The sequence below is a fragment of the Geodermatophilus sp. CPCC 205761 genome (assembly GCF_051383655.1).
In the GTDB taxonomy this organism is placed as follows: domain Bacteria; phylum Actinomycetota; class Actinomycetes; order Mycobacteriales; family Geodermatophilaceae; genus Geodermatophilus.
Genome location: NZ_JALPKQ010000014.1, coordinates 85,660 through 105,792 on the forward strand (window position 1 = coordinate 85,660; position 20,133 = coordinate 105,792).

Here is a 20,133-nt window from a genome sequence, read left to right on the forward strand (position 1 = left end):
CGACGTCGCCCGGCCTCGCCGGTGTCCCACCGGGGCTCCGGACGGCGCGCGGCGGACCGAGAGGAGCACCCGATGGCCGACGCATCGTTCGACGTGGTGAGCAAGGTCGACCGCCAGGAGGTCGACAACGCCCTCAACCAGGCGGCCAAGGAGCTCTCCCAGCGCTTCGACTTCCGCGGCACCAACGCCACGATCGCCTGGGCCGGCGAGGAGGGCGTGACTCTCAGCGCCGACACCGAGGAGCGGGTCGCCGCCGCGCTCGACGTCTTCAAGGAGAAGCTGATCAAGCGTGGCATCTCGCTCAAGTCGTTGGACGCCGACGAGCCACAGTCCTCGGGGCGGTCCTACAAGATCTCCGCGCGGATCAAGCAGGGCATCGAGTCGGACAAGGCCAAGCAGATCGCCAAGATCATCCGTGACGAGGGGCCCAAGGGCGTCCAGGCCCAGATCCAGGGTGACCAGCTGCGGGTCAGCGGGAAGAAGCGCGACGACCTGCAGGCGGTCCAGCAGCTGCTGCGCGGCAAGGACCTCGACGTCGCCCTGCAGTTCGACAACTACCGCTGACGAAGGCCCCGCCCTCTCAGCGCTGGTCGGGCTCCCGGGCCATCTGCTCCAGCCGGGCGATCCGCTGAGCCATCGGCGGGTGGGTGGTGAACAGCGACGCGAGCCCCTGACCGCGGAACGGGTTGGCGATCATCAGGTGGCTCTGGGTCACCAGCCGGTCCTCCTGCGGCAGAGGCCGGGCGGTGGCGCCGCGCTCGATCTTGCGCAGCGCCGCGGCCAGCGCGAGTGGGTCGTGCGAGAGCGCGGCCCCCGAGGCGTCGGCCTGGTACTCGCGGCTGCGGCTGACCGCCATCCGCACCACCCCCGCCGCGACCGGGCCCAGGAAGACCAGCAGCAGGCTGCCGAGGGCGTTGCCGCCGCCCCGCTCGTCGGACCGGCCGCCGAACAGCGAGGCGAACATCGCCATGTGCGCGAGATAGGTGACCACCGTCGCCATCGCGCCGGCGACCGAGCTGATGAGGATGTCGCGGTTGTAGACGTGCGACAGCTCGTGGGCGAGGACGCCGCGCAGCTCCCGGCGGTCGAGCAGTTCCAGGATGCCCTGGGTGACGCAGACGGCCGCCCTGCGCGGGTTGCGGCCGGTGGCGAACGCGTTGGGCTGGTCGGTCGGGCTCACGTAGAGCCGGGGCATCGGCTGCCGGGCCCCGGTGGCCAGCTCCCGGACCATCGCGTAGAGCGCCGGGGCCTGCGTCTCGGTCACCGGGAAGGCACGCATCGCCCGCAGGGCGAGCGTGTCGCTGTTGACGTACGCGTAGCCGTTGACCGCGAGGGCGACGACGAGTGCGATCAAGAGTCCGCCCCGTCCGCCGATCAGCGCGCCGGCGGCGAGGATCAGCGCCCCCATGAGACCGAGGAGGACCGCGGTCTTCAGCCCGTTGCTCCAGCGCTGCACGCCCGGGTCAACGGCGGCCCCGGGGGCGCCGTTCCCCTGAGGGCCGGCCCGGCGGCTGCGACACGGTCACGGAATGCGGCCGATGCCGGTCCGGTTGCACCGTGGCGGTGCCGGGAACCCCGGACGTTCTGCACTTGTGACCCCCGTCACGGGAACCGTGACGGGTGAGCCACGTAATCTCGGCCGGTGGAGGTACACCACTGATGACTGCGACCAACACGCCCGTCACCGCCGACGCCGGCGAGGGCTCCGCGCCCTTCGTCAAGAGCGTCGTCGAGCTGGACCGGGTGGTTATCCGGCTGGCCGGTGACTCCGGTGACGGGATGCAGCTGACCGGGAACCGGTTCACCAGCGAGACGGCGTCCTTCGGGAACGACCTGTCCACGCTGCCGAACTTCCCGGCCGAGATCCGGGCGCCGACGGGGACCCTGCCCGGGGTGTCGTCGTTCCAGCTGCACTTCGCCGACCACGACATCATGACCCCCGGCGACGCCCCGGACGTGCTGGTGGCGATGAACCCGGCGGCGCTGAAGGCGAACCTGTCCGACCTACCCGGCGGCGGGCTGCTGATCGTGGACTCCGACGAGTTCACCCCCCGCAACCTGGCGAAGGTCGGCTACGCCACCAACCCGCTCGAGGACGGGTCGCTGGAAGGCTGGCAGACCGTGGCCGTGCCGCTGACCTCGATGACCCTGGACGCGCTGGCCGACTCCGGGCTGGGCAAGAAGGAGGCCGAGCGGAGCAAGAACATGTTCACCCTCGGCCTGCTGTCCTGGATGTACCACCGGCCCACCGAGGGCACGGTGCGGTTCCTGGAGCGGCAGTTCCGCCGCAAGCCCGAGATCGCCGCGGCCAACATCGCCGCCTTCCGGGCCGGCTACAACTACGGCGAGACCACCGAGGCGTTCGCCGTCTCCTACGAGATCAAGCCCGCCCCGATGGCGCCGGGCCGGTACCGCAACATCTCCGGCAACCAGGCGCTGGCGCTGGGCATCGTGGCGGCCGGGCAGCGGTCCGGGCTGCCGGTGTTCCTCGGCGCCTATCCGATCACCCCCGCCTCCGACATCCTGCACGAGCTGTCCAAGCACAAGTCCTTCGGTGTGCGGACCTTCCAGGCCGAGGACGAGATCGCCGGGGTGGCGTCGGCGATCGGCGCGTCCTTCGGCGGCGCGCTGGGCGTGACCACCACCTCCGGTCCCGGCATCTCGCTGAAGAGCGAGGCGATCGGGCTGGCGGTGATGACCGAGCTGCCGCTGCTGGTCATCGACGTGCAGCGCGGCGGCCCGTCGACCGGGCTGCCGACCAAGACCGAGCAGTCGGATCTGCTGCAGGCCATGTTCGGCCGCAACGGCGAGGCGCCGCTGCCGGTGATCGCCCCGCGCTCGCCGGGGGACTGCTTCGACGCCGCGCTGGAGGCCGCCCGGATCGCGCTGGCCTACCGGACGCCGGTGATCCTGCTGTCCGACGGCTATCTGGCCAACGGCGCCGAGCCCTGGCCGATCCCCGACGTCGACGACCTGCCCGACCTGACGCCGGCGGTCGGCTTCGCCACCGAGCCCAACGGCGCCGACGGCGAGTTCCTGCCCTACCTGCGCGACGAGGACACGCTGGCCCGGCCGTGGGCGATCCCCGGCACCGCCGGCATGCAGCACCGCATCGGCGGCCTGGAGAAGGCCGACAAGACCGGCAACATCTCCTACGACCCGGTCAACCACGACCTGATGACCCGGCTGCGCCAGGCCAAGGTCGACGGGATCGCGGCCACGCTGCCGCCCACCGAGGTCGACGACCCCGACGGCGACGCGACCGTGGCGGTGATCGGCTGGGGCTCCACCTACGGGCCGATCGGCGCGGCCTGCCGGCGGATCCGCCGCTCGGGGCGGTCGGTCGCGCAGTTGCACCTGCGGCACCTCAACCCGCTGCCCGCCGATCTGGGCGAGCTGCTGGCCCGCTACGAGCGGGTGGTCTGCCCGGAGATGAACCTCGGTCAGCTCGCGCTGCTGCTGCGCGCCAAGTACCTGATCGACGTCCAGTCCCACACCCAGGTCCGCGGGCTGCCCTTCCGCGCCGCCGAACTGGCCGCGGTGCTGCAGGACGTCATCGACTCCACCAGCGGCGCCCCCCTCGCCGCCGACCCCATCGGAGGGGCGGAATGACCACCACCGACCACGTGCACGACCTCGGCATGCCCGACGCACCCGGAGGCCCGATCGCCGACGCCATCTCCGCGTCGGTCGCCACCCAGGGCGACAAGCAGACGGCGCTCAAGGCCAAGGACATGAAGACCGACCAGGAGGTGCGCTGGTGCCCCGGCTGCGGGGACTACGTGATCCTCAACGCCGTGCAGAGCTTCCTGCCCTCCCTCGGCATCGCCCGCGAGGACATGGTCATCGTCTCCGGGATCGGCTGCTCCTCCCGGTTCCCGTACTACATGAACACCTACGGGATGCACTCCATCCACGGCCGCGCCCCGGCGATCGCCACCGGCCTGGCCGCCTCCCGCCCGGACCTGTCGGTGTGGGTGGTCACCGGCGACGGCGACGCGCTGTCCATCGGCGGCAACCACCTCATCCACACCCTGCGCCGCAACGTGAACCTGACCATCCTGCTGTTCAACAACCGGATCTACGGGCTCACCAAGGGCCAGTACTCCCCCACCAGCGAGGTCGGCAAGGTCACCAAGTCCACCCCGATGGGCTCCCTGGACCACCCGTTCAACCCGGTCTCCCTGGCGCTGGGCGCCGACGCCACCTTCGTCGGGCGGGCGATGGACTCCGACCGCAAGGGGCTGACCGACGTGCTGCGGCAGGCCGCCGAACACCAGGGCACCGCGCTGGTGGAGATCTACCAGAACTGCAACATCTTCAACGACGGCGCCTTCGACCTGCTCAAGGACCCGGCCACCGGACCGCAGTGGACCATCCCGCTCGAGCACGGCCGGCCGCTGGTGTTCGGCCCGGACGGCGCCTCCTGCGTGGTCCGCGACCCGTTCGGCGGGCTGGCCATCGCCGAGACCACCCAGACCGACGAGGCCGACATCGTCGTCCACGACGCCCACCGCGCCGACCCCTCCTACGCCTTCGCGCTGTCCCGGCTGTCCTCCCAGGACCTCCGCTACACCCCGATGGGCGTCTTCCGGGCCGTGCAGAAGCCCACCTACGACCGGATGATGGCCGATCAGCTCGACCAGGCCACCGCCACCACCCCGGCCGACCTCGACGCCATCCTCACCGGCAGCGACACCTGGACCGTCAGCGCCTGACAGACACCAGAGAAGGGGCGCCCGGACCACCAGGTCCGGGCGCCCCTTCTCGTGTCGGAGGTCAGTCCCTCAGAGCCGTTGGCTCAGTGAGGGTCGTCGTGGTCCTTGTCGTCGTGGTGGTGGTCACCGTCGCGGTCACCGTTCTCCTCGTCCACGACCTCGACGTCACGCCGGGTCTCCGAGTCGAGTTCGTCGCCGTCCTCGTTGATCTCCACCGTCACGTCGACCCTGTCGCCCTCCCGGGCCCTGTCCTCTTCCTTGGCCAGCCGGACGGTGATCCAGTGGGCGCGGCCGTCGCAGTTGAGATCGGCGTCGTCCGCCTCGTAGCGGAGGTCCTCGTGCCTGTTCACGGCCGTCACGTCGGCCGTGACGCTGTTCCTGTCGTCTTCCTCGCACTTGTACTCGAAGCTGACCTCGAGCACGCGGCCGCGATCGTCCAGCTCGGCCTCGTCGTCGATCCGGAGGACCTTGGCCCAGGCATCGTCGTGCCCGTGGCGGTCGGGATGCCCGTCATCGGCCCAGGCGGGCGACAGGCCGGTGAGAACCAGCGCCGTGGCGGCGGGGACGACGACGAGAAGACGTGAGCGGTGCATGGTTTTCCCCTTGTCACTCGGCCGCGGGATGCGACCGTGGAACCTGACCCGGCGACCCTGTCGAACCTGTGAGTTCGGTCACAACCCGCTGGGAGAAAACCTCGGCCGCCGGTAGCGGGTCAGGAGCGCGGCGTCACCCGCAGTAGCTGATCCTCACCACCCCCGTTGTCGGTGGTCACGTAGAGTGCGCCGTCACCCCCTTGCTGCACCGTGCGGATGCGGCCGTACGACCCCTCCAGCTCGGGCAACCGGAACTGCTCGAGCAGCCGCCCGTCGTCGGCGATGAGCAGCGCCAGCACGCCACGGTCCTTGAGGACGCCGACCAGCAGCAGCCCCTCGTAGCCCTGCCACTGGTCCCCGTCGAGGAAGGTGGCCCCGCAGGTCGCGATCGTGGGGTCCCCGGAGGCCCAGGTGGCCGGCACGACGTCGGGCAGCGCCGGGTCGGTCATCGGCACGCTCTCGTCGTAGCTGCCGCGGCCGTCCGGGTCGTAGCCTCCGTTGCCGCCGGCGCGCAGCAGCGTCACCTCGTCGTCCCGGTCGGTGCCCTGCTCAGCGGCGTAGACCTGGCCGCTGCCGGGCCGGACCGCCAGCCCCTGCACGTTGCGCTGCCCGTACGTCCAGACGTACGCCGCCGCGCCGCCGCGGCCGGCGAACGGGTTGTCCGGCGCCGGGGCGCCGGTGGCCGCGTCGATCCGCAGCACCTTGCCGGCGAGGGTGCCGAGGTCCTGCGGGTTGGTCCCGACGGCGTTGTCGCCGGTGCCCACCAGCAGCGCGCCCGTCGGGTCGAAGCGCAGGCGGCACCCGCCGTGCCGGCCGGACCGCTCGTTGACCGGGATGCCGCCCAGCAGCGGGTCGGCGACCCGGGTCGCGCTGCGCCAGGCCGGGTCGACGGTCCAGGCGACGACCGCGATCGACCGCTCGCCGCCGTCCTCCTGGCCCTGGCAGGTGTAGAAGCGCCGGCTCCGGTCGAACGCGGGGTCGAGCACCAGCCCCATGAGGCCGGTCTCCCCGTCGGCGAACAGGTCGTCGAAGTCGGCCGCCACCTCCTGCACCGCGCCGTCCGGCAGCACCGCGGTGAGGCCGCCCCCGCGCTCGTCGACGAGCAGGGTGCCGTCGGGCGCCTGGGCGACGTCCCAGGGGTGGTCCAGCCCGTCGACGACCACCGCGACGTCGAGCGCCGGCGACGTCGGCGCCGACGTGGGTGAGCCGGACGGGCTGGCCGGTGGGAGTGACGAGGCGGCGGTCGGCGTGCCCGGGCCAGCGGGTTCCGCCGTCCCGCTGCAGGCGGCGAGCAGCAGGACAGCGGCAACCAGGCAGGTCAGGCGGCTGGACACCCGCACAGGATGCCCCGGATGGTCAGCTGGTGCGCGTGACCACGTAGTCGCACAGCGCCGAGAGCGCCTCACGGACCGACCCGGCCGGCACCGCGGCCAGCCGCACCCGGGCCCGGTCGGCGTACTCCCCCAGCACCTCGGTCGCTCGCGCCAGCGCCGCCGACGAGCGCAGCAGGTCCAGCGCCTCCGCGTGCTCGCCGTCGTCGGTGATCGGGCCGGAGACCAGCTGGCGCAGCCGCGCCTCGGCCGGGTCGTCGCCGGCGAGGGCGATCAGCGCGGGCAGCGTCGCCACGCCCTCCCGCAGGTCGGTGCCGGGCGACTTCCCGGAGGCGCCGCCCTCGCTGACGATGTCGAGCAGGTCGTCGGACATCTGGAAGGCGACCCCGACCTCCTCGGCGAAGGCGGTCAGCGCGGTGACGAGCACGGGGTCCACCCCGGCGAACGAGGCGCCGAACCGGGCCGAGGTGGCCACCAGGGAGCCGGTCTTGTCGGCCAGCACCTCGAGGTAGTGCGCGACCGGGTCGTCGCCGGGGCGGGCGCCGACGGTCTCCCGGATCTGCCCGGTCACCAGCCGCTCGAAGGTGCGTGCCTGGATGCGCACCGCGTCCGGGCCGAGGTCGGCGAGCAGGTCGGAGGCCCGCGCGAAGAGGAAGTCGCCGGTGAGGATGGCGATGCTGTTGGACCACCGGCTGTTCGCACTGGGCGCACCGCGGCGCACGGCGGCCTCGTCCATGACGTCGTCGTGGTACAGCGTGGCGAGGTGGGTGAGCTCGCACACCACCGCCGCCTCGGTCACTCCCGGCGCGCGCGGGTCGCCGAGCTCGGCGGCGAGCAGCGCCAGCAGCGGGCGGAACCGCTTGCCGCCAGCGGCGACGAGGTGACCGGCGGCCTCCTGGATGAAGGCGTGCTCGCTCTGCACGGCGGTCAGCAGCGCGTCCTCGACCCGGGCCAGCCCCTCGGCGAGCCGCGCGCCGAGGTCTCCCTCGGGCAGCCACGGCCCGATCGTCGAGGCGGGGGTCGAGACCCGCTGCCAGGTGTCGGCCGGGGTGTCCCCGTCGAGGGCGGCGCTGGCTCCGGTCATCAACCGACGAAGATAGCCGCCTGCTCGGCCAGGTCCAGCACCGCCCCGGGCACGACCCCCAGGACGACGGTCGCGGTGACGGTCACGGCCAGCACGATCGTGGTCGGTAGACCGGGGACGCCGACCGTCGGGCCGTCGGCCGCCGGCTCGCTGAAGTACATGAGCACGAGCACCCGCAGGTAGAAGAACGCCGCCACCGCGCTGGCCAGCAGCGCGATCACGACCAGCGGCCACGCGCCGTCGTCGATCGCCGCCCGGAAGACGGCGAACTTCCCGGTGAAGCCGCTGGTGAGCGGGAGGCCGGCGAGCGCGAGCAGGAACAGGCCCATGACCGCCGCCGTGAGCGGGGACCGACGCGCCAGGCCGGCCCACTTGGCCAGGTGCGTGGCCTCGCCGTCGCCGTCGCGGACCAGGGTCAGGACGGCGAAGGTGCCGATCGTGGTCAGGCCGTAGGCCAGCAGGTAGAACATCGTCGGGCCCAGCCCCGAGCCGTCGCCCTCCGCACCGCCACCGAGGCCGATGACGCCGGTGAGCAGGAAGCCCGCGTGCGCGATCGAGGAGTAGGCGAGCATCCGCTTGAGGTCGGTCTGGGTGAGGCCGAGGACGGCGCCCACGACCATCGAGACGATCGCGATGCCGTAGAGCAGCGGTCGCCAGGTCCACTCGCTGGTGCCGAAGGCGACGTAGAGCAGCCGCAGGATCGCCCCGAACGCAGCGACCTTGGTGCAGGCGGCCATGAACGCGGTGACCGGCGTCGGGGCGCCCTGGTAGACGTCCGGCGTCCAGGAGTGGAACGGCGCGACGCTGGCCTTGAACATCAGCCCGACGATCAGCAGCGCCAGCCCGAGGACCAGCAGGACGTCGGTGCCGCCGGCGGCCGAGGCGGAGCGGATGTCGGCCAGCCGGACGCTGCCGGTGGCGCCGTAGACCAGCGCCAGGCCGTAGAGGAAGAAGGCGGAGGCGAACGCGCCCAGCAGGAAGTACTTGACCGCCGCCTCCTGCGAGAGCAGCCGCCGGCGGCGGGCCAGCCCGCTGATCAGGTACAGCGGCAGGCTGAGCACCTCGAGCGCGACGAACATGATGAGCAGGTCGTTGGAGGCGACGAACAGCATCATGCCGCCGATGGCGAAGGTGGCCAGCGGGTAGACCTCGGTCTGCACCCGCGACGCCGTCATCAGCTCCCGGTCGCGCGGGCTGCCGGCGGGCACCGCCGCGGCGGCGACGAAGGCCGACCGCGCCGGGTCCAGCGAGCGCTCGGCGAACAGCAGCAGCGACAGCGCGCCGAGCCCGGCGATGGTGGCCTGCAGGAACACCGCGGCGCCGTCGACGGCGAGCGCGCCGCCGGCGGTGACCTCCCGCTCCCCCGCGAGCAGCAGGCTGGTGACCAGCCCGCCGAGCGTGCCGGCGAGCGCCACGGCCACCTGGACCGGGTGCCGGTGCTCGCGGGGCAGGAACGCCTCGACGAGGACCCCGATGCAGGCCGCGCCGAAGACGAGGAGGAACGGGGCGAGGGCGCCCAGCGACAGGCTCGGGGCCTCGATCGCGTCCGCCGCGCTGAGCATCAGTCGGTCTCCCCGGCGTCGGTGGTGGCCGGCTCGACGCCGGCGGGGTCGGCGCCGACGTCGCTCATGGTGGCGGCGACGGCCGGCTCGATGAGGTCGATGAGCGGCTGCGGGTAGAAGCCGAGCACGATGACCAGCGCGACCATCGGGGCGGCGACGGCCATCTCGCGGCGGCCGAGGTCGCGCACCCGCAGCCGGGCAGGCGCGGCGGTCGGGGCGGTCGGGGCGGTCAGGGTCGCGGTGCTGCCGGCGGCGGTACTGCCGGTGCCGGTGCCGGTGGCGCCCGTGCCGGTGCCGGTGCCGGCGGGCGTCCCCTCGCCGGTCTCCAGGAGCACGCCGCGCGGCGGGCCGTGCATCGTGCGCTGGTACATGAGCAGCACGTAGAGCGCGGCCAGGATGATGCCGACGGTCGCCACGATGGTGAACACCGGCCGCGACGGGAACGAGCCGACCAGCACGAGGAACTCGCTGACGAAGCTGTTGGTGCCCGGCAGTGCCAGCGAGGCGAGCCCGGCGATGAGGAAGACGCCGGCCAGCCGCGGCGCCTGGCGGGCGACGCCGCCGTAGTCGCCGATCAGCCGGGAGCCGCCCCGGGCGATGAGCATGCCGACGACCAGGAACAGCAGGCCGGTCGCGATGCCGTGGTTGACCATGTAGAGCACCGCGCCGGTGGTCGCCTCGGTCGTGAAGGCGAAGATGCCCAGCGCGATGAAGCCGAAGTGCGCGATCGAGGTGTAGGAGACCAGCCGCTTCATGTCGTTCTGCCCCATCGCCAGCAGCGCGGCGTAGAGGATGCCGGCCACGGCGAGCACCAGCACGAACGGTGCGAGGTCGCGGGATGCGTCGGGGAACAGCGGCAGGCAGTAGCGGATGAACCCGAAGGTGCCCACCTTGTCCAGGACGCCGACCAGCAGCACCGCGCCCCCGATCGGCGCCTCGGCACCGGAGTCGGGCAGCCAGGTGTGGAAGGGCACCAGCGGCGCCTTGATCGCGAAGGCGATGAAGAAGCCGAGGAACAGCAGCTTCTGCACACCCGGGTCGATCTCGAGCTGCCGGAGCGCGTCGAACGCGAAGGTGCCCTCGCCCAGCTCGCTCCGGCTCACCACGTACAGCCCGATCACCGCCGCCAGCATGACCAGGCCGCCGACCAGGCTGTAGAGGAAGAACTTCACCGCGGCGTACTGCCGTCGCGGCCCGCCGTAGCTGCCGATCAGGAAGTACATCGGGACGAGCATCGCCTCGAAGAAGACGTAGAACAGGAAGACGTCGGTCGCCGCGAAGACGCCGACCATCATCGCCTCGAGCAGCAGCAGCCAGGCGAAGAAGGTCTGCATCGACCGGCCGCCGGGCGGGGTGTCCCGCCAGGAGGCGACCACGACGACCGGCACCAGCACGCCGACCAGCAGCAGCATGACCAGGGCGATGCCGTCGACGCCGAGGGCGAAGTAGACGCCGAAGTCGGGGATCCAGGAGACCGACGTCGTCAGCTGGAACCGGTCGCCGCCGGAGTCGAAGGCGATCGTCGCGAGGACGGCGAGCAGGAGGACCAGCCCGCTGACGCCGAGGGCGAGCCGCTTGGCCGCCTCGTCCCGGCCCGTGGGCAGCGCCGCGACCACCGCGGCCCCCACCGCCGGGACGGCGATCATGGCGAGCAGGAACGGGAAGTCACTCACGACGTCGCCTCTCGATCGGAAAGCAGCCCGCTCACCCGGCCGTCACCGCCAGCAGCGCCCCGGCCACGATGACCGCGCCGCCGAGCATCGACAGGGCGTACGAGCGGACGAAGCCGGTCTGGGTGCGACCCAGCCGGGACGACGACCCGCCCAGCGCGGCCGCCATCCCGTTCACCGCGCCGTCCACCCCGCGGTTGTCCACGAACACCAGCGCGCGGGTCAGCCACTGGCCGGGGCGCATGAACAGCGACTCGTTGACCGTGTCGGCGTAGAGCGCGCGGCGGGCGGCCCGCACCACCGGGGACACCCGCGCCGGCGCGGCCACCGGCACCTCGCGCCGTCCGACGAACAGCCAGGCGGCGAGCACGCCGAGCGCCATCACCACGGTGACCAGCACGCTCACGACCAGCGGCGCGACCACGTGCTCGGCCTCCTCCGGCTCGCCGAACACCGGGGCCATCCACTCCTCGAGCGGGAAGACGACGACCAGCAGGAAGCCGGCGAACACCGAGCCCACGGCGAGCACGATCATCGGCACGGTCATGACCGGCGGGGACTCGTGCGGGTGGACGCCGTCCTCCCAGCGCGGCCGGCCGAAGAAGGTCATGAGCATCAGCCGGGTCATGTAGAACGCGGTCAGGCCGGCCGCCAGGATGGCCAGCCCGCCGAGCACGTAGCCCCAGCCGTCGCCGCGGTCGAGCGCGGCCTCGATGATCGCGTCCTTGCTGAAGAAGCCGGACAGGAACGGGAAGCCGATCAGCGCCAGGTAGCCCAGGCCGAAGGTCACGAACGTGATGCGCATCGTCGAGGCCAGCCCGCCGTAGCGGCGCATGTCGACCGAGTCGTTCATCGCGTGCATGACCGAGCCGGCGCCGAGGAAGAGCCCGGCCTTGAAGAAGCCGTGCGTGAAGAGGTGGGTCAGGCCGGCCACGTACCCGACCGGGCCGAGACCGACGGCGAGGAACATGTAGCCGATCTGGCTGACCGTGGAGTAGGCCAGCACCTTCTTGATGTCGTCCTGCGCGCAGCCGGCGATCGCCCCGATCATCAGCGTGATCGCACCGACGGCGAGGACCACGGCCCGCGCGGTCGGCGTCTCGTCGAAGACCGGCGCGCTCCGGGAGATCAGGTACACGCCGGCGGTGACCATGGTCGCGGCGTGGATGAGAGCGGAGACCGGGGTCGGGCCCTCCATCGCGTCGGGCAGCCACGCCTGGAGCGGGAACTGGCCGGACTTGCCGCAGGCGCCGAGCAGGAGCAGCAGGCCGATCGCGGTGACCGTGCCGCCGGCCACCGCGCCGACGGAGCCGAAGACACCCTCGTAGGTGACGGTGCCGAGCTGGGCGAACATCAGGAAGATCGCCAGCGCCAGCCCGACGTCGCCGACCCGGTTCATGACGAACGCCTTCTTCGCGGCGGTGGCCGCCTCCGGGCGCTCGTGCCAGAAGGCGATGAGCAGGTAGGAGGCCAGGCCCACGCCCTCCCAGCCGACGTAGAGGGCCACGTAGTTGTCGCCGAGGACGAGCAGCAGCATCGCGGCGACGAAGAGGTTGAGGTAGGCGAAGAACCGCCGGCGCCGCGGGTCGTGCGCCATGTAGCCGATCGAGTAGATGTGGATGAGCGCGCCCACCCCGGTGATCAGCAGGACGAACGCCACCGAGAGCGGGTCGACCAGCAGGCCGGCCTGCACGTCCAGCGACCCGCTGGAGATGAAGGTGAACAGGTCGACGTCGACCTGCCGGCCGTCCACGGCGAACGTGCAGAGCAGGCCGAGCACGAACGCGGCGACCACCGTCCCGGTGCCGAGCAGGTGGCCCCAGCGGTCGGTGCGGCGGCCGCCGAGCAGCAGCACGGCGGCGCCGGCCAGCGGCAGCGCGATCAGCAGCCAGGAGGCAACGAGCAGCCCGTCGGCGGGCACGGTGTCCATTCCCGGAGTCCCCGTCTCGTCAGTACTTGAGCAGGTTGGCGTCGTCGACCGACGCCGACCGGCGGGTCCGGTAGATGGACATGATGATCGCGAGGCCGACGACGACCTCCGCCGCGGCGACGACCATGACGAAGAACGCCATGATCTGGCCGTCGACGGTCCCGCTGGACCGGGCGAAGGTGACCAGCGTGAGGTTCACCGAGTTGAGCATCAGCTCGATGCACATGAAGACGACGATCGCGTTGCGCCGCACGAGCACGCCGACCGCGCCGATGGTGAACAGCATCGCCGCCAGCACCAGGTAGTGCGTGAGGCTCACGGCTTCTCCTCGCCGGCGCTCGTCGTCCCCGCTCGCCGGGCTGCTCTGCTCCCGGGTGAGCTCGCGAGCCCGCTCACCTGTGCTGCCCTCCGTCGCGGCCGCCGGGGGTGTCGCTGACCGTGGGGTCGAGCGACCCCAGCGCCGCGTCGGGGCTGCCGAGCTCGGCCCGGCCGGTGGGACGCGGCATCTGGTCGACCTCCTGGGGATCGATCCCGGTGGCGAAGCTGTCCTCGGACAGCCGGCCGTCGGGCAGCAGCGCCGGCGCGGCCACGGAGTTGGCCCGGGCGAACACGCCGGGGCCGGGGAAGGTCTGCGGCCGGTCGGTGAGGAACCGGGCGCGGGAGAGCTCCTTCTGGGTGCGCCGGGTGCCGGGCTCGCGCTCGATGTGGGCGAGCACCATCGCGCCGACGGCGGCGGTGATCAGCAGCGCGCTGGTCACCTCGAACGCCAGCAGGTAACGGGTGAAGATCAGCTCGGCGATCGCCTCGATGTTGCTGGTCGCCCCGCCCTGCACCGCCGCCAGGCCGGTCAGCGGGAGGTCCTGGGTGGCCCGGGCGATGCCCGCGCCGACCAGCCCGGCGAAGCCGATGCCCAGCACGATGGCGGCCACCCGCTGCCCGCGGAGGGTCTCCACCACCGAGTCGGAGGAGTCACGGCCGACCAGCATGAGCACGAACAGGAAGAGGATCATGATCGCGCCGGTGTAGACGATGATCTGCACCGCGCCGAGGAACGGCGCCTCCTGGACGACGTAGAAGACGCCCAGCGCCAGCATCGTGTTGACCAGCCACAGCGCCGAGTGGACGGCGTTGCGCGAGAGCACCATGCCCAGCGCGCCGGCCAGGGCGATCGGGCCCAGCACCCAGAAGACGACGGCCTCGCCGGCGCCGATGACGACGTCGTTCACGCCTGCACCGCGCCTTCCGCCCGCCCCGCCGCCCCCTCGGCCACGGGCTGGTCCTCCCGCGCCCCGGCCGCGGGGTCACGGGGCGGCGCGGCCTGCCGGTCGCGCACGTAGTAGTCCTTCTCGTCGTCGCCCAGCCGCATCGGGTGCGGCGGGGCCTCCATGCCGGGCAGCAGCGGGGCCATCAGCTGCTCCTTGGTGTAGATGAGGTCCCGCCGGTTGTCGTCGGCCAGCTCGAAGTCGTTGCTCATGGTCAGCGAGCGGGTCGGGCAGGCCTCGATGCACAGCCCGCAGAAGATGCAGCGCAGGTAGTTGATCTGGTAGATGCGGCCGTACCGCTCACCCGGCGAGTAGCGCTCGTCCTCGGTGTTGTCGCCACCCTCGACGTAGATGGCGTCGGCCGGGCAGGCCCACGCGCACAGCTCGCACCCGACGCACTTCTCCAGCCCGTCCGGGTGCCGGTTGAGCACGTGCCGCCCGTGGTAGCGCGGCTTGGTCACCTTCGGGACCTCGGGGTACTCCTCCGTGGTCACCTTGCGGAAGATCTGGGCGAAGGTGACGCCGAAGCCCTGGCCCGGGCCGGGCAGCCAGCTCGTCCGCTTGACCGGGCCGGCGTCGGGGTCCCGGCGGGCCAGTTCGCCCCGCGAGGTCGGCGCCAGCCCCTTCTCGTCCGACGGGTTCCACTCAGGCATCGCCGTCCTCCTGGCTGGTGGCGGCGGACCGCCGTCCGGTGCCGACCACGGCGCCGTCGGGTGCCACCGGCTCCCGCCGGCGCAGCCGCGGCGACGGCGGGACCTTGAGGTCCATGGGCGGGATCGGGAAACCGCCCTCGGCCCGGCTCGGGCCGGCGGGCTGGGCCGGGCGCCGGCGCGGCCCGGCCGGGGGCAGCACCTCCGGCTCGGCGTCGGTCGGGTGGATGGAGCCGGCCGCGGCCTTGGTCGCCGCGATCCGGGTCTCCCGGTAGCTGGCCCGGCTGGCGATGAGCAGCCCGGCGAGCACGAGCAGGGCCATCGGCACGCCGACGAACAACGCCACCTGCCCGGTGGACAGGTCGGCCTCCCGGGCGACGGTGCGCATCGTGGCGACGGCGAGGATCCAGACCAGCGCCGTTGGGACGAGCACCTTCCAGCCGAACCGCATGAACTGGTCGTAGCGGAGCCGGGGCAGGGTGCCGCGCAGCCAGATGAAGACGAACAGCGCGACGACGACCTTGAGGAAGAACCACAGCAGGGGCCACCAGCCGGCGTTGGCGCCGTCCCAGATCGACAGCGGCCACGGAGCCCGCCACCCGCCGAGGAACAGCGTCGCGGCCAGCGCCGAGACGGTGACCATGTTGATGTACTCGGCGAGGAAGAACAGCGCGAACTTCAGCGACGAGTACTCGGTGTGGAAGCCGCCGACCAGCTCGCTCTCGGCCTCCGGCAGGTCGAACGGGGCCCGGTTGGTCTCCCCGACGACCGCGATGGCGTAGATGACGAAGGAGATCGGCAGCAGGATCGCGTACCAGCTGGGTCCGGTGAACTCCAGGCCGAAGAACGACACCCGGTTGCCGTCGGCCTGCGCCGCGACGATCTCCGAGGTCGACATCGAGCCGGCGTAGAGGAAGACCGCGACGATCGACAGCCCCATCGCGATCTCGTAGCTGACCATCTGCGCGGCGCTGCGCAGGCTGCCCAGCAGCGGGTAGGTCGAGCCCGACGCCCAGCCGGCCAGCACGATGCCGTAGACGCCCATCGCCGAGCAGGCCAGGACGACGAGCACGCCGATGGGGGCGTCGGTCAGCTGGAGCGGGGTGCGCTGGCCGAAGATGCTGACCGTCGGGCCCAGCGGGATGACCGAGAACGCGAGGAACGCCGGGATGGTCGCGATCACTGGGGCCAGGAAGTAGACCGGCTTGTCCGCGAGCGCCGGCATGATGTCTTCCTTGAACGCCAGCTTCAGCCCGTCGGCGAGGCTCTGCAGGTAGCCGCGCGGGCCGACCCGGTTGGGACCGATCCGCTGCTGCATGCGGGCGACGACCTTGCGCTCGAACACGATGGCGAACAGCGTCAGCAGCACCAGGACGACGAACACGCCGACGATCTTGATGAGGACGATCCACCAGACGTCGGTGCCGAAGTCCTCGAGGGTGGGCTGGTCGGCGGCGGCCAGGACGCTCATGCGGCACCTCCGGCGACGAGGCGGACCACGCCGCCGGGCGGGGTGCCCAACTGGGTCCTGATCTCGCTGCCGGGAGCGCGCATCGGCAGCCAGACCACCTGGTCGGGCATCTCGGTGACCAGCACGGGCAGGCTGACCTCCCCCATCGCGCCGCAGACGGTGACCCGGTCCCCGTCGGCCAGGTCCAGGCGGCGGGCGACGTCCTTGCCGAGGCGGGCGACCGGGAGGCGGGCGGTGCCGGCCAGCTCGGGCTCGTCGCGCTGCAGCGTCCCGACGTCGAGCAGCTGCCGCCACGAGGCGAGCACCGCCTCGTCGTCGGCCAGGGCGGGGTCGGCCGCCGGCGCGACGTCCAGACCGTGGACATCAGGACGCTCCGCGACGACCCCGAGCGCGGCGAGCTCCGCGCGGGCCACCTCGGGCGCCGGCAGCCGCAGGTCGACGTCCAGCTCGTCGGCCAGGCCCTGGAGCACGCGGCCGTCGGGCAGCTGGCCGGTGCCGTGCAGCGTGGCGTCGAACGGACGCAGCCGGCCCTCCCAGTCCAGGTAGGCCCCGGCCTTCTCCGGGGCCGCGGCCACCGGGAGGACGACGTCCGCGTGCTCGGTGACGGCGCTCGGGAACAGCTCCAGGCTGACCACGAACCCCGCGGCGGCCAATGCCGCCTCGGCCAGCCGCGGGTCGGGCAGGTCGGCCGGGTCCACCCCGCCGACGAGCAGGCCGCCGAGGAGCCCGTCGCGGGCGGCGGTGAGGATGCCGGTGGTGTCGCGGCCGGGGGTGACCGGCAGCTCGGCGACGCCCCAGGCGGCGGCGACCTGGGCTCGCGCCCCGGCGTCGCTGACCGGGCGGCCGCCCGGCAGCAGCATGGGCAGCGCGCCGGCCTCGACGGCGCCGCGCTCGCCGGCGCGGCGCGGCACCCAGGCCACGCGGACACCGGTGGCGCGCACGAGTGCGGCCAGCGCGGAGAAGGCACCGGGCACCTCGGCCAGCCGCTCCCCGGCCAGCACGACCGCGCCGGGCGTGCGCAGCGCGTCGACCGCAGGCCCGCCCCACGTGCCCTCGGCGAGCGCGGCCAGCGAGCGGGACTCGGTGCCGGGCAGGGTGGTGAGCACCGTGGCCTGCAGCTTCTCGGCGGCCCGGGTGACGAAGGGGGCGAGGTCGAAGACCGGCAGCTTGCGGGTGCGGACGGCGCGGCGCAGCCGCAGGAAGACGATCGGCGACTCCTCCTCCGGCTCGAAGCCGGCGAGCAGCACCGCCGGGGCGTCCCCGAGGTCGGCGTAGGTGACCGCGCCGTTGAACGGCCCGGTGCCGGCGACGTGCGCGGCGAGGAAGGCCAGCTCCTCGGCCGAGTGGGCGCGGGCGCGGGCGTCGACGTCGTTGGTGCCGAGCGCGACCCGTGCGAACTTCGCGTAGGCGTAGGCGTCCTCGACCGTCAGCCGGCCGCCGGGCAGGACGCCGACGCCGCCGGCCGCCCGCGCGGCGCGCAGCCCCTCGGCCGCCGCGGCCCAGGCCTCGGGCCATGACGCGGACTCCAGCACGCCGTCCCGCCGCACCAGGGGCGTGGTCAGCCGGTCGTTGGCGGCGGCGTAGCGGAAGGCGAAGCGGCCCTTGTCGCAGTTCCACTCCTCGTTGACCGCCGGGTCCTCACCGGCCAGCCGGCGCAGGACCTTGCCGCGGCGGTAGTCGGTGCGCTGGGCGCAGCCGGACGCGCAGTGCTCGCAGACGCTGGGCTCGCTGCGCAGGTCGAAGGGGCGGGAGCGGAACCGGTACTGGGCGCTGGTGAGCGCGCCGACCGGGCAGATCTGGGTGGTGTTGCCGGAGAAGTAGGAGGAGAACGGCTCGTCCTCGTAGATGGCGACCTGCTCCAGGGCACCGCGCTCGAACAGCTCGATGAACGGGTCGCCGGCCACCTGCTGGGAGAAGCGGGTGCAGCGGGCGCACAGCACGCAGCGCTCGCGGTCGAGCAGGACCTCGCTGCTGATCGGCAGTGGCTTGGGATAGGTCCGCTTGACGTCGACGAACCGGCTCTCGGTGCGGCCGTTGCTCATCGCCTGGTTCTGCAGGGGGCACTCGCCGCCCTTGTCGCAGACCGGGCAGTCCAGCGGGTGGTTGATGAGCAGCAGCTCCATCGTCCCCTGCTGCGCCTTGTCCGCGACCGGGCTGGTGAGCTGGGTCTTCACCACCATCCCGTCGGTCACCGGCATGGTGCACGAGGCCACCGGCTTGCGCTGGCCCTCCACCTCGACCAGGCACTGCCGGCAGGCGCCGACCGGCTCGAGCAGCGGGTGGTCGCAGAACCGGGGGATCTGGATCCCGACCTGCTCTGCGGCCCGGATGATCAGCGTCCCCTTGGGCACGGCGACGTCGAAGCCGTCGATGACGCAGTGGACGGCGTCCGGCGGCGTGTGCGGGCCGGGCACCGCCGGCACCGCGGCCGGTGCGGGCTGGGGAGTCGTCACTGGTCCTCCTCGCGCGCGCTCGTCGGACCGGTGACGAGCGTCGCTCGGTCCCTGGGTGCCCTCGCAAGCTCGGTCACTATGCGGCTCCGACCGTGACGGGCTCGATCGGCAGGCTGCGGCCGAGCCGCGCCTGCTCCTCGGGCGGCAGCAGCGCGACGTAGTCGTCGCGGAAGTACTTCAGCGAGCTGGCGATGCAGCTGGTCGCGCCGTCACCGAGGGCGCAGAAGGACCGGCCCAGGATGTTGTCGCAGGTGTCGGTCAGCAGGTCGAGGTCGGCCGCCGTGCCCCGCCCGTGCACGAGCCGGTCGAGGATCTGGACCAGCCAGTAGGTGCCCTCCCGGCACGGGGTGCACTTGCCGCAGCTCTCGTGCGCGTAGAACTCGGTGAACCGCAGGGTCGCCTCGACGATCGAGTCGGTCTCGTCGAACACCATCAGCGCGGTGGTGCCGAGCATCGAGCCCGCGGCGGCGACGGAGTCGAAGTCGAGCGGGACGTCGAGGTGCTCCGCGGTGAAGTACGGCGTCGAGGAGCCACCCGGCGTCCAGAACTTCAGCTCGTGGCCGGGGCGGACGCCGCCGGCCATCTCCAGCAGCTCGCGCATCGTCGTCCCCATGGGGGCCTCGTACTGCCCCGGCCGGACGACGCGGCCCGACAGCGAGTAGATCTTCGGCCCGGGCGACTTCTCCGGCCCGAACTCCTTGAACCAGTCCGACCCGCCGCGGACGACGAACGGCACGCTGGCCAGCGTCTCCACGTTGTTGATCACCGTCGGGGCGCCGTACAGCCCGGCGACGGCGGGGAACGGCGGCTTCAGGCGCGGCTGGCCCCGGTAGCCCTCCAGCGAGTCCAGCAGCGCGGTCTCCTCGCCGCAGATGTAGGCACCGGCGCCGGCGTGGACGATCAGCTCCAGGTCGTAGCCCGAGCCGAGGACGTCGCGGCCGAGGTAGCCGGCGGCGTAGGCCTCCTCGACGGCGGACTGCAGCCGCCGGTGGGCGTGCACCGCCTCGCCCCGGACGTAGATGACCGCCAGGTGCGACCGGATCGCGTACGCCGCGATGACCACGCCCTCGATGAGCGAGTGCGGGTCGGCCATCATCAGCGGGAGGTCCTTGCAGGTGCCCGGCTCGCCCTCGTCGGCGTTGACCACCAGGTACTTGGGCATCGCGGCCGGGCCGGTCGGCGTCTCCCCCGGCTTCGGCTGCGGGATGAAGCTCCACTTCATGCCGGTCGGGAAGCCGGCGCCGCCGCGGCCGCGCAGGCCGGAGTCCTTGACCAGCGCCACCAGCTCGTCGGGGCTCATCCCCAGGGCGGTGCGCAGCGCGGTGTAGCCGTCGAGGGACTCGTACGTCGACAGCCGCCAGGACCGCTCGGCCCCCCAGCGGGAGGTCAGCACGGGTGCGAGAGGCACG

16 protein-coding genes are annotated in these 20,133 nt (G+C 72.6%); 3 read left to right on the forward strand and 13 right to left on the reverse strand.

The genetic code is table 11. The features are described 5' to 3' along the window. Nucleotides 1-72 precede the first annotated feature (72 nt). A complete protein-coding gene (locus tag MY526_RS11095) occupies nucleotides 73-564 on the forward strand; it encodes a YajQ family cyclic di-GMP-binding protein (protein ID WP_436692562.1) in 492 nt (163 codons plus the stop codon). Nucleotides 565-580: 16 nt separating this feature from the next. Here MY526_RS11095 and htpX read toward each other — a convergent pair whose 3' ends face one another. Beyond that, nucleotides 581-1,456: a zinc metalloprotease HtpX gene (gene htpX / locus MY526_RS11100; RefSeq protein ID WP_436692561.1), complete on the reverse strand. Its 876-nt coding sequence runs from the start codon at nucleotides 1,454-1,456 to the stop codon at nucleotides 581-583. A 203-nt stretch (nucleotides 1,457-1,659) separates the two neighbouring features. On the opposite strand from htpX, the gene MY526_RS11105 reads away from it, so the two are divergent. Both MY526_RS11105 and MY526_RS11110 read left to right on the forward strand, forming a co-directional pair. Continuing rightward, nucleotides 1,660-3,612 carry a 2-oxoacid:acceptor oxidoreductase subunit alpha gene (locus MY526_RS11105; protein WP_436692560.1) on the forward strand — a complete coding sequence of 651 codons (1,953 nt, stop codon included), beginning with the start codon at nucleotides 1,660-1,662 and terminating at the stop codon, nucleotides 3,610-3,612. Continuing rightward, nucleotides 3,609-4,718, forward strand: a complete 1,110-nt coding sequence (locus MY526_RS11110; protein WP_436692559.1) for a 2-oxoacid:ferredoxin oxidoreductase subunit beta — start codon at nucleotides 3,609-3,611, stop codon at nucleotides 4,716-4,718. Before MY526_RS11105 ends, MY526_RS11110 begins: the two co-directional genes overlap by 4 nt. Before the next feature lie 83 nt (nucleotides 4,719-4,801). On the opposite strand, the gene MY526_RS11115 is transcribed toward MY526_RS11110, so the two are convergent. The 12 genes from MY526_RS11115 to nuoF all read right to left on the reverse strand — a co-directional run bounded on the left by MY526_RS11115 (nucleotide 4,802) and on the right by nuoF (nucleotide 20,132). Further along, a complete protein-coding gene (locus MY526_RS11115) occupies nucleotides 4,802-5,140 on the reverse strand; it encodes a hypothetical protein (RefSeq protein WP_436692558.1) in 339 nt (112 codons plus the stop codon). Nucleotides 5,141-5,430: 290 nt separating this feature from the next. Continuing rightward, nucleotides 5,431-6,645 (reverse strand): PQQ-dependent sugar dehydrogenase, encoded by a 1,215-nt coding sequence (locus tag MY526_RS11120; protein ID WP_436703887.1) that lies wholly within the window; start codon nucleotides 6,643-6,645, stop codon nucleotides 5,431-5,433. Between the two features lie 22 nt (nucleotides 6,646-6,667). Continuing rightward, nucleotides 6,668-7,726: a polyprenyl synthetase family protein gene (locus tag MY526_RS11125; protein WP_436692556.1), complete on the reverse strand. Its 1,059-nt coding sequence runs from the start codon at nucleotides 7,724-7,726 to the stop codon at nucleotides 6,668-6,670. Continuing rightward, nucleotides 7,726-9,288 (reverse strand): NADH-quinone oxidoreductase subunit NuoN, encoded by a 1,563-nt coding sequence (nuoN, locus tag MY526_RS11130; RefSeq protein ID WP_436692555.1) that lies wholly within the window; start codon nucleotides 9,286-9,288, stop codon nucleotides 7,726-7,728. Before nuoN ends, MY526_RS11125 begins: the two co-directional genes overlap by 1 nt. Next, a complete protein-coding gene (locus tag MY526_RS11135; RefSeq protein WP_436703888.1) occupies nucleotides 9,288-10,961 on the reverse strand; it encodes an NADH-quinone oxidoreductase subunit M in 1,674 nt (557 codons plus the stop codon). Before MY526_RS11135 ends, nuoN begins: the two co-directional genes overlap by 1 nt. Nucleotides 10,962-10,992: 31 nt before the next feature. Then, the gene (gene nuoL / locus MY526_RS11140) at nucleotides 10,993-12,888 is read right to left on the reverse strand and encodes an NADH-quinone oxidoreductase subunit L (protein ID WP_436703889.1); all 1,896 of its coding nucleotides are present in this window, start codon (nucleotides 12,886-12,888) and stop codon (nucleotides 10,993-10,995) included. 19 nt (nucleotides 12,889-12,907) lie between these two features. Then, complete coding sequence (gene nuoK / locus MY526_RS11145) at nucleotides 12,908-13,207, reverse strand: NADH-quinone oxidoreductase subunit NuoK (protein WP_436692552.1); 300 nt, start codon at nucleotides 13,205-13,207, stop codon at nucleotides 12,908-12,910. 73 nt (nucleotides 13,208-13,280) lie between these two features. Then, on the reverse strand, nucleotides 13,281-14,114 hold the full coding sequence (locus MY526_RS11150) for an NADH-quinone oxidoreductase subunit J (protein WP_436692551.1): 834 nt from the start codon (nucleotides 14,112-14,114) through the stop codon (nucleotides 13,281-13,283). After that, the gene (nuoI, locus tag MY526_RS11155) at nucleotides 14,111-14,803 is read right to left on the reverse strand and encodes an NADH-quinone oxidoreductase subunit NuoI (RefSeq protein ID WP_436692550.1); all 693 of its coding nucleotides are present in this window, start codon (nucleotides 14,801-14,803) and stop codon (nucleotides 14,111-14,113) included. The genes MY526_RS11150 and nuoI overlap by 4 nt, the downstream gene beginning before the upstream one ends. After that, complete coding sequence (gene nuoH / locus MY526_RS11160; RefSeq protein WP_436703890.1) at nucleotides 14,796-16,271, reverse strand: NADH-quinone oxidoreductase subunit NuoH; 1,476 nt, start codon at nucleotides 16,269-16,271, stop codon at nucleotides 14,796-14,798. Before nuoH ends, nuoI begins: the two co-directional genes overlap by 8 nt. Further along, complete coding sequence (locus MY526_RS11165; protein WP_436703891.1) at nucleotides 16,268-18,724, reverse strand: NADH-quinone oxidoreductase subunit G; 2,457 nt, start codon at nucleotides 18,722-18,724, stop codon at nucleotides 16,268-16,270. The genes nuoH and MY526_RS11165 overlap by 4 nt, the downstream gene beginning before the upstream one ends. A 76-nt stretch (nucleotides 18,725-18,800) precedes the next feature. Next, nucleotides 18,801-20,132, reverse strand: a complete 1,332-nt coding sequence (gene nuoF, locus MY526_RS11170; RefSeq protein ID WP_436692547.1) for an NADH-quinone oxidoreductase subunit NuoF — start codon at nucleotides 20,130-20,132, stop codon at nucleotides 18,801-18,803. Between the last annotated feature and the right edge of the window lies 1 nt (nucleotide 20,133).